At 55.5% G+C, this 11,568-nt stretch carries 12 protein-coding genes; 5 read left to right on the forward strand and 7 right to left on the reverse strand.

Annotation, left to right across the window (positions count from 1 at the left end; all coding sequences use genetic code 11):
• Positions 1 to 17: 17 nt before the first annotated feature.
• The 7 genes from clcB to ACN28Q_RS24080 form a co-directional block, all read right to left on the reverse strand.
• Positions 18 to 1,298: a voltage-gated ClC-type chloride channel ClcB gene (gene clcB / locus ACN28Q_RS24050; protein ID WP_095848646.1), complete on the reverse strand. Its 1,281-nt coding sequence runs from the start codon at positions 1,296 to 1,298 to the stop codon at positions 18 to 20.
• 151 nt (positions 1,299 to 1,449) lie between these two features.
• Positions 1,450 to 1,734: a DUF1161 domain-containing protein gene (locus ACN28Q_RS24055; RefSeq protein WP_095848647.1), complete on the reverse strand. Its 285-nt coding sequence runs from the start codon at positions 1,732 to 1,734 to the stop codon at positions 1,450 to 1,452.
• Positions 1,735 to 1,822: 88 nt separating this feature from the next.
• Positions 1,823 to 2,155: a DUF1283 family protein gene (locus ACN28Q_RS24060; protein WP_230469537.1), complete on the reverse strand. Its 333-nt coding sequence runs from the start codon at positions 2,153 to 2,155 to the stop codon at positions 1,823 to 1,825.
• Between the two features lie 240 nt (positions 2,156 to 2,395).
• On the reverse strand, positions 2,396 to 3,145 hold the full coding sequence (gene ydfG / locus ACN28Q_RS24065; protein WP_095848649.1) for a bifunctional NADP-dependent 3-hydroxy acid dehydrogenase/3-hydroxypropionate dehydrogenase YdfG: 750 nt from the start codon (positions 3,143 to 3,145) through the stop codon (positions 2,396 to 2,398).
• A 125-nt stretch (positions 3,146 to 3,270) separates the two neighbouring features.
• On the reverse strand, positions 3,271 to 3,822 hold the full coding sequence (idi, locus tag ACN28Q_RS24070; protein WP_095849182.1) for an isopentenyl-diphosphate Delta-isomerase: 552 nt from the start codon (positions 3,820 to 3,822) through the stop codon (positions 3,271 to 3,273).
• Between the two features lie 107 nt (positions 3,823 to 3,929).
• Entirely contained in the window at positions 3,930 to 4,451 is a 522-nt protein-coding gene (locus ACN28Q_RS24075; RefSeq protein WP_095849183.1) for a GNAT family N-acetyltransferase, read from the reverse strand.
• 120 nt (positions 4,452 to 4,571) lie between these two features.
• Positions 4,572 to 6,014 (reverse strand): MFS transporter, encoded by a 1,443-nt coding sequence (locus tag ACN28Q_RS24080; RefSeq protein ID WP_095848650.1) that lies wholly within the window; start codon positions 6,012 to 6,014, stop codon positions 4,572 to 4,574.
• Positions 6,015 to 6,454: 440 nt separating this feature from the next.
• Between ACN28Q_RS24080 and guaD the strand changes: the two genes are divergently transcribed.
• The 5 genes from guaD (at position 6,455) to dcp (ending at position 11,539) form a co-directional block, all read left to right on the forward strand.
• A complete protein-coding gene (gene guaD, locus ACN28Q_RS24085; protein ID WP_095848651.1) occupies positions 6,455 to 7,768 on the forward strand; it encodes a guanine deaminase in 1,314 nt (437 codons plus the stop codon).
• A 155-nt stretch (positions 7,769 to 7,923) separates the two neighbouring features.
• Positions 7,924 to 8,409 carry an Hcp family type VI secretion system effector gene (locus ACN28Q_RS24090; RefSeq protein WP_095848652.1) on the forward strand — a complete coding sequence of 162 codons (486 nt, stop codon included), beginning with the start codon at positions 7,924 to 7,926 and terminating at the stop codon, positions 8,407 to 8,409.
• Between the two features lie 80 nt (positions 8,410 to 8,489).
• The gene (locus ACN28Q_RS24095) at positions 8,490 to 8,828 is read left to right on the forward strand and encodes a polymorphic toxin type 44 domain-containing protein (RefSeq protein WP_230469531.1); all 339 of its coding nucleotides are present in this window, start codon (positions 8,490 to 8,492) and stop codon (positions 8,826 to 8,828) included.
• Positions 8,806 to 9,234: a hypothetical protein gene (locus ACN28Q_RS24100; protein ID WP_095848654.1), complete on the forward strand. Its 429-nt coding sequence runs from the start codon at positions 8,806 to 8,808 to the stop codon at positions 9,232 to 9,234. The genes ACN28Q_RS24095 and ACN28Q_RS24100 overlap by 23 nt, the downstream gene beginning before the upstream one ends.
• Before the next feature lie 103 nt (positions 9,235 to 9,337).
• Positions 9,338 to 11,539 carry a peptidyl-dipeptidase Dcp gene (gene dcp / locus ACN28Q_RS24105; protein ID WP_230469532.1) on the forward strand — a complete coding sequence of 734 codons (2,202 nt, stop codon included), beginning with the start codon at positions 9,338 to 9,340 and terminating at the stop codon, positions 11,537 to 11,539.
• Positions 11,540 to 11,568: the final 29 nt, after the last annotated feature.

The following is an 11,568-nucleotide window of genomic DNA, read 5'->3' on the forward strand; positions in this document are numbered from 1 at the left end:
GGCGCGGGCGTGAATGCCTAAGCATTGTGGTAAACCGAAACCTGGCGTAGCCCGCGTGAAACGGTGGTGGCTACCACGCAAGAAAGCAAAAACCCCGGCAGCAACGCATATTCTCCCGTCATTTCAAATACCATTAGCGCGGCCATGACCGGCGCGTGAGTCGTGGCGGCAAGAAAGGTTGCCATCCCGGTCAGCGCCATTAGCAATGGTGTAGTGGCGCCCAGCGCCGGCCACATGGCGCACAGTTGTCCAATGACTGAACCCAAAGCCGCGCCAACAAACAGCGTGGGGGTGAAAACGCCGCCCGGGGCGCCGGAGCCGCTGCTGGCCAGCACCGCCAGCAGCTTACATAGCAGGATCGCACTGACCAGCAACGCGCCCGGCGGTGCCGAGAGCAGCGCCTGCACCACGCTGTAACCATTGCCCCAGGCCTGGGGAAACACCAGCGAAAGCAAACCGACAATCAACCCGCCGAGCGCCAACTGAAACGGCGGCTTCAGGCGCAACGCGCGGAAACCACGCCCGCTGGCCGCCAGCCCCCACAGAAACAACGGGCCGCCAATCCCGGCCACGACGCCCAGCAAGGCCATCAGCAGATATTGCAACGGCCAGGGCGAAGGAAGGTTTTCGACGGCATACAGCGGCGCCTGGCCGCCATTGAGCAGGTTGGTAAGCAGCAGGGCGCTGACAGCCGAGATCACAACTGGCCCCAGAGAGGCCAGCATCAAGGTACCGAAAAGGATTTCGGCGATAAACAGGCTGCCGGCCAGCGGCGCATGATAGGCGCTGGCCATACCGGCGGCGGCGCCACAGGCAACCCATAGTTTCCATTCACGCGCGTGGGTAAAGCGCTGGGCAAACACCGATGCCACCAATGCCGCCAGCAGAATCATCGCCCCTTCACGGCCGATAGCGCTGCCGCTGGAGACCACTAACAGCGAAGCCAGACACTTCACCAGGCTGGCGCTGACGCCAAGCCGCCCGTCGCCGGTTTCGATCGCTTCCATGTAGTCGGTTGGCGCCGCCGGGCGTTGGTGCCGGTAGCGTTGATAGATCCAGAGCAGCAGCCCTGCCGCCAACCCGCCCAGAGCCGGCGTCAGCACCCGTCGCCAGCCCGGCAGCGCTGCCGCCGCGGCAACCAGGCTGCCGCTGTTGTGATCCAACAGCAACCATTCAAGCAGCAGCATGGCGCTATGGAATCCCCAGACGGCCAGTGCGGCGGCCAGGCCAATAAAAATGGCGATAAATAGCCGCCGCAGCAGGGCGCGATATTGGTACAGGTGGGCCCAAGGTTTCATATGTCTTTCAAAGTAAGCGAAAAAGGGAAGGCGATGCGTACATTGTGCGTGTCTGTGCAGGTGAAAACCAGAGAATTGTTGCGCAGGGAACAATAGGTGGGATTATCCCAAAAGAGAGGGGCCGTTGCTACGGCCCCTGGGGAAGTGCGGATTACTGCGGCGCGCCGCTATCCTGGCTGGCATCACTGCCTTCGCCATCGCCGGACAAGCGGGTATAGACAATTTTCTGCGTGTCGTTTTCGCAGTGCCCAACCACCTGGCCGCCGGCCTGGTCGGCCTGATCGTTAGCCACAATATCCAGCTTGAAACCCGATTCGGGCACGCCGTTATTGATGATCTTCTGGGCGATGTCTGCCTTTACGCTTTCGCATGACGCAAAAGCGGCCAGCGGTGCGGCAGCCAGCACAAGTACACTTGCTATAAGCGCTTTTTTCATCCTACCATCCTTATTTGCCATGAATTCCGTTTCTGAGGATAACAGCTGTTATCACAGAGTTTAACCAACGCGCGCCTTCGCCTGCCGATTAAGGATTAATCCGACGTCCAGTCTGGCGATCCAGGCATTTACGGGTATTGGGTTCCCAATAAGCGTTGACGTTGGTGCTATCGTTACAGCGATCTTCATCATCAATCGCTTTATCGAACTTGTCGAACTCTTTCTCTGTCCGATTGTTAACCTTGTTACGCAGCGTACGCGTCTCGTTCCACTGCTCTTTGCTCTGGCGGGCCGCTTCGTTGTTTAATGCGCTATTGCCGCTGCCATCGACGGTGACGCAGGTACTGCCCTGTGTGCAGGTAGCGGCAACGGCCGGCCCCTGCCACGCACCAATAAACACCAACATTGCGGCTGGCAGCATTCCACGCAGCAACCACGGAGTAGACATTTTCTTCATCGATTCATCCTTATGATTTCGCGTTGCGCGGTGATAACAACGCCATATAATCTCGCCACTGGGCGTAGGCGGCACTATACCATTACGATCTTGGACGATGCCAGTTACCTGCCGCATTCGTTTACTTTTTAGAGAGGGAGATCATGGCGCAGGGGAAAGAGGGACCCTATTGAGGCCGGCGGCTATGGCGCCGCCGGCAAGGCATCAGGCACCGCGGTAAACGTTCAGCCCGGCAAATGACTGGCTGACAGGCATCATTTCCAGCGTATTGATATTCACATGCGCCGGCAGGGTAGCCACCCAGAACACGGATTCCGCCACATCTTCTGCCGTCAACGCATTGCTGCCTTCGTAGGTTTTGCTGACTTTGCCGTCATCCCCTTTAAAGCGCACGTTGGAGAACTCCGTGCCGCCGACCAGCCCTGGCTCGATGTCGGTAACCCGAATCTGGGTGCCATGCAGATCCGCCCGCAGCCCCAGGCTGAACTGGCGGACGAAGGCTTTGGTGGCGCCATACACATTGCCGCCGGCATAAGGCCAGTTGGCTGCGGTTGAGCCGATGTTAATCACATGGCCGACATTACGTTCCACCATTTCGGGCAGCAGCGCGCGGGTCATGTTCACCAGCCCTTTGGCATTGGTATCAATCATGGTTTCCCAGTCGTCTGCATTGGCTTTATAGGCTGGCTCCAGCCCCAATGCCAGCCCGGCGTTGTTAACCAGTACGTCGACATTTTTCAGTTCCGCCGGCAGGCTGGCGATGGCTTCCTGGATGGCGGCGCGGTTACGCACGTCAAGGCGGAGGATATGCAGCGCATCGCCTAATTCGTTTTTCAACGTTTGCAGGCGTTCGATGCGGCGGCCTGCGCCAATAACCTGGTGGCCTTCACGTATAAACTTGCGGGCAATCGCTTCACCAAAACCGGAGGTGGCGCCGGTGACAAAAATGATCATTATCCTGTTCCTCTGCTGTTTTACCGTTTACTACCATTAGCATAATCCTATACCAAGTGGCAGAGGGAATGGTCTGCAAGACAAAAAAACGGGGTTCTGTGCTGTTAACTCACTGATTTAAGGCATTAAGATTGGGCAGCGGCGCTGGCTAAATTCTGCCAGCGTTTAAACTCGGCGCTCGGCGTTTGCTGAAAGATGGTTTGGAACCAGATGGTGTAGTGCTGCGGTTGGCTGCGCAACTGCGCGGCGATCGTTGTTTCTTCCAGCCATTGCCAGGCGGCGGCTTCGGATGGGTTGGGCGTGGGGGCCCGGTTATAATGGCCAACCAGAATATGATCGTATTCGTGCTCGATCAGATCGTTGGGCAACGGTGAGCGGTAAGTCAGCGTCGCGACTTCCTGCAGCGGGCAATCAAAACCCATTTCCTCCTGCAGGCGGCGGTGCGCCGCGGATTCCAGCGTTTCCCCCTGGCGTGGATGGCCGCAACAGGTATTGCTCCACAGCCCGGCGGAGTGATACTTGCACGCTGCACGTTGTTGCAGCATAAAGCGGCCTTGTTCATCAAAAATGAACAGTGAGAACGCCCGGTGTAACATACCGAGTTGGTGAACCCGCAGCTTGGTATCGGCGCCGATCGGTTTATCATCCTTGTTGACCAGAATCAGCATTTCTTGCATTGCGTCTTTTTGCACAGGTAATCCCTTGTTCTGCATAATGATGAATACGCGAATAATAAAGCAAAGTGAATACTAATGCAGGGCCAGACGTGCGGCCCTGAGCTGGATCAATGCTGTGGCGGCAGGTGATAGACAACACAGTCGTATTTGATGTTGTCACGCCGGCCGTTGATCACGCCGCCCAGCGCTTCCGCAATGCGCCGGCTGGCGGTATTTTGTTCCGCGACCGGGTAAACAAAATGTTTGGGGTGATAACGCTCGCTGGCCCAGGCGGCGACGGCGCGCACCATTTCGCGCCCATAGCCCTGGTTGTGCAGGCTTTCCGCCACCCAAACACCCAGCTCCGGCGTTTGGCTCTGCAGGTTGTGCGCGCCGACCATACCGACAAACTGTTTACTGCCGCATAGCCGGGCGATGAAGATCGCTTCTTCACCTTCGCGGATCAACGGCAGCCAGCCTTGCCAGACGTTGGCGAACTCTTCAGGCGAAGGCGACGGTTCAAAGTTCATATAGCGGGTCAGGGTAGGGGTGATCGCCTGATAAACCTCTTCGGCGTCTGCTGCGGTAAAAGGGGCAATTAACAACCGGTCGGTATTCAGGCGGCACTGAGAAAGGTCACTGTATATCATTATTATTACCTCGCTTTTCAGGCCAATAAAGGCAAAAAATCCGCGCCGGTTAAAAACGGAGCGGATCATCAATACTACGTTGATTAATCGCCAATGAGAATGATTTTTCTTGTGGCGTGATTATTCGCGTTGCTGCTTGCCCGCCGCGCTCTCCTTGGCCGGCGCCAGTTTCCGTTGGCGGATGACATCGCCGGCGTCGCGGGTCAACGTCAGCCCATTGGCTACCGCCAATAGCGCAATGATGCCGATCGCCACGAACGCCAGCTGAAATGCGCCTAACGGTACCGCGTTGCTGTCGCCGGGCAAAAGCATTTCCGCCAGCCGCAGGGCCAGCGCGCCGATGGCGATGCTCAGGCCGCCGCCGAGCTGCTGGGCCATGTTAAAAAGGGTATTTGCACCGCTCATCTTTGCCTGCGGCACTTCAGAAAACGCCAGCGTGTTCATCGCGGTAAACTGCATGGAGCGCGTCAGGCCGCTAATAAACAGCAGAATGACGATCAGCCAGAACGGCGTGTGCGGCGTAAGTAACGCACAGGCGAAAATGGCCGCCGCGTTCAACACGCCGTTGACCACCAGCGTGGTGCGGAACGGGAAGCGATACAAAATGGCGGTGGTAAAGGGTTTCATTGCCAGGTTGCCGGCAAACACCGTCAGCACCAGTAACCCGGCGGTAAAAGCACTTAGTCCAAACGCCAGTTGGAACATCAGCGGCAGCAGAAAGGGCACTGCGCCGATGGCGATGCGGAATAGCGTACCGCCCCAAATAGTGACGGCGTAACTTTTTAACCGCATCGCCCACAGTTCGATTAGCGGGGCAGCGCTGCGTTTGGCATGGAATACCGCCAGCACGCCGAGCGCCACGCTGGCGCAAACGCACAGCACTGGCACCAGCCACGGCAACTGCGGGTGGCTTATCATATCCAGGCCGAACATCAGGCCGAAGCAGGCAACGCCGGTAAGCACAAAGCCCAGCATATCGAATGGAACCTGGCTGCGCGTATCTTCATGCGGGATCAGGCGCCAGGTGAAAAACAATGCGATCAGCCCAAGCGGCACATTGAGAATGAAAATCCAATGCCAGGAAGCATAGGTGGTAATGAAACCGCCCACCGGCGGCCCCAGAACCGGTGCCACCAGTCCCGGCCAGGTGATGGTGGCAATCGCTTTGATCAGGTCAGTCTTTGCGGTGTTGCGCAGCACCACCAGGCGGCCGACCGGCACCATCAGCGCGCCGGCAATCCCCTGCAAAATGCGTGCAGCCGTGAAGGTGGGCAGGCTGATGCTGAGCGCGCACAGCACCGAGGCCAGGGTGAATGCCACTATCGCAGCGGCAAACACATTGCGTGCGCCGAAACGGTTGGCGATCCAACCGCTGGCGGGGATAAACACCGTCAGCGCCAGCAAATAGGCGGAAACGCCGATGTTCATATCAACGGCCTGCACGCCAAAAGACGCCGCCATTTGCGGCAGAGCGGTCACGATTACCGTGCCGTCAAGGTTTTCCATAAACATCGCACCGGCAACCAGCAGTGGCAGGGCGTTAAGGCGGGTGAATACGCTCATGCGTGAATAATATCCATCAGATTACGGCGGGCTTAGGTGCTATCCCAAAACCAAAACTAATGCGGAATGATGAGCATAGCGCAATGATGCCGGCATAAAAAGCACGCCGGGTGCGATTATTAGCAGGCGTAGGGATGGGCGATTTTTCATGTTTGATTCTTGGGCGAGCGGGCTGGTGCCCAGCGTTGGTGCATGCCGTTCATCGGCGCAAATAAGCAAACGGTTGCCTGAAAATGCAACCGTTTGCTTATTTTTCGGCGTCGTCGCTATTTTTAATCGCCGTTTTTATTGTTTTTATCTCATTGTTTTTAAATGGTAAAAATCAGGAGTGTATATCCTGGCATGTTGATTGCTAACCTTCTATTAACATCTGCAGCGGGCCATCGACCGTCAGTACAGAGAGAGAACAACAACCGGTTAGCCATAATAAGGAACAACTGATGAGCATGCACTTTACCACGGCGATTCGTGGCAATTTTTTTGACATGGCAGCCTGTGTGGATCAGCCGCAACAGCTGGAACACGCGCTACGGCATATTCCCGACGGGCTGCTGCTGCTCAATGGCGGCACTATCGTCTGGCACGGCAGTTGGCTGCAGGGTGAAGCGTTGCTGCCTGCGGGGTTTGAGGTGGTGGATTACCGCGGCAAGCTGATCGTGCCGGGCTTTGTCGACACCCACATTCATTATCCCCAAACCGAGATGATCGGTGCTTACGGCGAGCAACTGTTGTCCTGGCTGCAGCAATATACCTTCCCAACGGAGAGCCAGTACGGCTGTGAGCAACACGCGGCACGCATGTCGGCGTTTTTCCTGCAACAGTTGTTGAACAACGGCACGACCACCGCGTTGGTATTCGGCACCGTCCACCCGCAGTCGGTGAACGCGCTGTTTGAACAGGCGGCAGATTTGAATATGCGCTTGATCGCCGGCAAGGTGATGATGGATCGTCACGCACCGGAGGCGCTGTTGGAAACCCCGGCGCAAAGCTATCAGCAAACCCGGGAATTAATTCTACGCTGGCACGGCAAACAGCGGCTGGGTTACGCCATTACCCCGCGTTTCGCGCCGACCAGCACCCCGGAGTTGCTGGCCCAGGTGCAGCGCCTGCGCGAAGAGTTCCCGGATGTTTACCTGCATACCCATTTAAGCGAAAACTCGGATGAAGTGGCGTGGGTGAAAGATCTGTTCCCGGAACACAGCGGTTACCTGGACGTGTATCACCAATATGGCTTAACCGGCGATAAAAGCGTGTTTGCCCATTGTCTGCATCTGGAAGAGGCCGAGTGGGATTGCCTGTGCGACACCCATTCATCAATCGCCTTCTGCCCAACCTCCAATCTGTTTCTCGGTAGTGGCCTGTTCGATATGCAAAAGGCGTGGCACAAACGGGTGAAGGTGGGGGTGGGTACCGATGTTGGCGCCGGCACCACCTTCAATATGCTGCAAACGCTGGGCGAGGCATACAAGGTGGGGCAATTGCAGCGTTATAAACTTTCTGCATGTGAGGCGTTCTATCATGCGACGCTCGGCGGCGCGCGGGCGCTCGGGCTGGATGCGCACATTGGCAACTTCAACGTGGGCAAAGAGGCCGACTTTGTGGTGCTCGATCCGGCGGTTTCTCCGTTGCAAAAGCTGCGCCATGAAAATAGCCGCGAACTGGCCGAACAGCTGTTTATATTGATGACGTTAGGGGACGATCGCAATATTTACCGCACCTATGTCGACGGCAAGGTGGTCTATCAGGCCGGTTAAGTGGGAACCGTCAAAAGCGAGCAGGATGCTTACTTTTCTCGGCCTAAATCTGGCCTGCTTGCTGTTTTTTTGTTACATGTCGCATATAAAAAGGTCGATTTCATGTAGTCTCATAAACATGCGGATATAAATAAATCAATAAGGATATAGAAATTATGGCAATTCCATCTTACCTATGGCTAAAAGATGACGGTGGCGCAGATATTAAAGGTTCCGTCGACGTTCAGGAACGAGAGGGTAGCATTGAAGTTACTGGATTCGCTCATAATCTTCGTCTTCCTACAGACCCGATGAACGGAAAGCCAACTGGCCCGCGAAAACATGCTCCAGTCATGTTTCAGAAAGAGTTCGACTCTTCATCCCCCTACTTAATGAAAGCCGTAGCAACTGGGCAAAACCTCAAATCGGCTGAATTTAAGTGGTACCACATTAACGATGCAGGGCAAGAGGTGGAATATTACAACATGCTTTTAGAAGGGGTGAAAATTGTTAGTGTTTCCCCAATCATGCATGACACCAAAGACTCGGCTAAAGAAAAGCATAATCATCTGGAATGCGTTGAGCTGGCTTATACAAAGATCACTTGGAAACATTGCGACGGCAATATCATTTTTTCAGATAGCTGGAATGAGCGAGCATAATTATGAGGTATCCAGCAATAGCGGCCTCACCTCATCCACCGTATGATATCGGTTCCTTTGCACCGCCAGGTGTCTCAATCATGAACAACATGATGATGGCACGGTTTCACAAGGGCCCATCTGCACTGACTTATATATGGTTTTATTACCAGGTTAGAGGGCACGGCCCCTGGGATTATAAAAATCAGAATGGCCGTCTGTATGCCAATTTTGGCAACTTTAATTATGGGGCGGCAGGTCATGCCGCAGGCATTACTGACGACATCCTACTTAGGGGGGCTGGTTGGGCACAGCGGCAAACGGGAACCAGCAGACCAGAGTATGGTAGCTGGTACGACTCGGCACCGTATGGCGATGACCCAGATGACCAATATTGGATAAGAGCAGGTATTGAATATGCAAAACGCGCGGGGTTTTAAGAAACGGTATATCCTGCTGCTAATCCTGCTGGCGGCTTTATCTATTGGGGGGTATCAGATTTCTAAATTTTCACCGCTTGAACAGTCTATCGTTAAAAAAGTGAAAGTTAACAACCTGGCAAATCTCTACATCACTGAAGCCAGCGCTGGTGCCACTACTGACTTCTCCTATCGCTTTTATCTGTTTGACGCCAGTAAGAGTGACAACGCGTTCATGGATAGTTTACGTGACGATACCAAGCCGTTTCTTGTCACCTCTGACCGCAATGCGCTTCAGAAAGTTGACAAGAACGCGATTTATTTATCTGTGAAGGGCGCGGTATTTGCGTTTAACGCCCCTTCAGTTTATCGGGTGAATGATTCATTATTTTTGGTTCCCATTTATCTGACGTCTGTACCATTTTAAGATGGCCGCATAAGCCTGCAATCTGTTTTTGCCATAGCCGCCGGCTGGGCTAAGCTAGGGAATGTTAAGGAGGATCGTTTCCTCTACTAAAAGGAGCTTAGCTTTGAAGCGTTTATCTGTTTTAGTGCTGGCAATCGGCTCGGCGCTGGCATCGCAGGCACAGGCCATAAACAATGAATCGCAGGCGGTACATCAGGTACCGCCAGGCGGGCAGACCACGGAGGCAGACGTGACCAGCACAACGCTGCAACACAACAGCAAACATGAAAACCCATTCTTTACTCAAAGCCGCCTGCCGTTCCAAGCGCCGCAGTTTGATCTGATCGAAGAGAAAGACTACGCGCCGGCGATTGCGGCGGGCATCCAGCAGAAGTTGGCCGAAGCAGAAAAAATCGCCAATAACCCGGCGGCGCCGACCTTTGCCAACACCGTAGTGGCGCTGGAGCAAGCGGGCGCCATGCTGAGCCGGGTGCTCAACGTCTTTAGCGCCATGACCGCGGCCAACACCAGCGATGCTCTGCAGCAACTGGATGAGGACACGGCCCCTAAACTGGCCGCACTTGATGATGCCATCAAGCTTAACGAGCGGCTTTTCACACGAATAAAAACGCTGTATCAGCAACGCGAGCAGTTGGGGTTGGATGCGGAATCGCAACGCTTGCTCGAGATTACCTATCAAAACTTTGAGCTGGCCGGCGCCAATTTGCCCAACGCCGACAAAGCCAAACTCAAGGCGCTGAATCAGGAAGCGGCCACGTTAAGCAGTCAGTTCACCAACAAACTGCTGGCGGCCAGCAAAAACGGTGCGTTGACAATCGCCGATAAAACCCGGTTGAGCTGCCTTTCCGAAGGGGAACTGGCCGCGGCCGCACAGGCAGCCAGTGAGCGCAAATTGAGTAACCACTGGCTGCTGGCGTTGCAAAACACCACCCAGCAACCGGCTTTGCAAAGCCTACAGGATCGCGATACCCGCAAGGCGCTGTTCGTCGCTTCCACCACCCGGGCAGAGAAGGGCAACGGCGACGATACCCGCCAGACTATCGCCGGCCTGGCGAAGGTGCGTGCCGAACAGGCCAAGCTGCTGGGCTACCCTAACTATGCCGCCTGGAAACTGCAAAATCAGATGGCGAAAACCCCGGATGCCGCTCTGAGTTTCATGCGTGCAATAGTGCCGGCGGCGGCGGCGCGCGCCAGAGGCGAGGCCAACGATATTCAGGCGGCGATCGATCGGCAGCGTGGCGGTTTTACACTGGCTGCCTGGGACTGGCCGTTTTACGCAGAACAGGTGCGTAAAGCGCGTTACGATTTGGATGAAAGCCAGATCAAACCCTATTTCGAACTGGATTCCGTACTCAATAACGGCGTGTTTTATGCGGCTAACCGCCTGTATGGCATCAGCTTCAAACAGCGCCATGATATCCCGGTGTATCACCCGGACGTGCGGGTCTATGAAGTGATCGACAAAAACGGCGCGCCGCTGGCGCTGTTTTACACCGATTATTTCAAGCGCGATAACAAGGGCGGCGGCGCCTGGATGGGCAACTTCGTCGAACAGTCGGCGCTCAACGGCAGCAAACCGGTGATCTATAACGTCGCCAACTTCAGCAAACCGGTGCCGGGCCAGCCGGCGCTGCTGTCATTCGACGATGTGATAACCCTGTTCCATGAGTTTGGCCATACCCTGCACGGTATGTTCGCCAATCAGCAATATGCCAGCCTGTCCGGCACCAACACGCCGCGCGATTTCGTCGAATTTCCATCCCAGCTTAACGAGCACTGGGCGCGTGATCCGCAGGTGTTCGCCCACTATGCGCGGCACTATCAAACTGGCGCGGCCATGCCTCAGGCATTGGTCGATAAAATCAACAAAGCCAACGCCTTCAACCAAGGCTATGACATGACGGAACTGTTGGCCGCGGCCTTGTTGGATATGCACTGGCACATGCTGGGTGCGGATCAGCCGCTGCAGGATGTCGATAAGCTGGAGGCGCAGGCGTTGCAGCAGGAAAACATCGAGCTTGGTTATGTTCCGCCGCGCTACCGCTCCAGCTACTTTCAGCATATCTGGGGCAATGGCTATGCCGCGGGGTATTATGCCTATCTGTGGACGCAAATGCTGGCGGATGATGCTTTCCAGGGTATTCAGGCGCAGGGCGGTTTGACGGCGGAAAATGGGCAGCGCCTGCGCGATAAAATCCTGTCGCGCGGCAATAGCGAAGATCTGGAAAAAATGTATGAAAACTGGCGCGGCCAAGCGCCGAGCATCACGCCGATGCTGATTAACCGCGGGTTGGAAGCCCAATAAGGGTAAAAAAATAGGGCGCCGCCGGCGCC

This window comes from Gibbsiella quercinecans (assembly GCF_002291425.1).
Lineage (GTDB): Bacteria > Pseudomonadota > Gammaproteobacteria > Enterobacterales > Enterobacteriaceae > Gibbsiella > Gibbsiella quercinecans.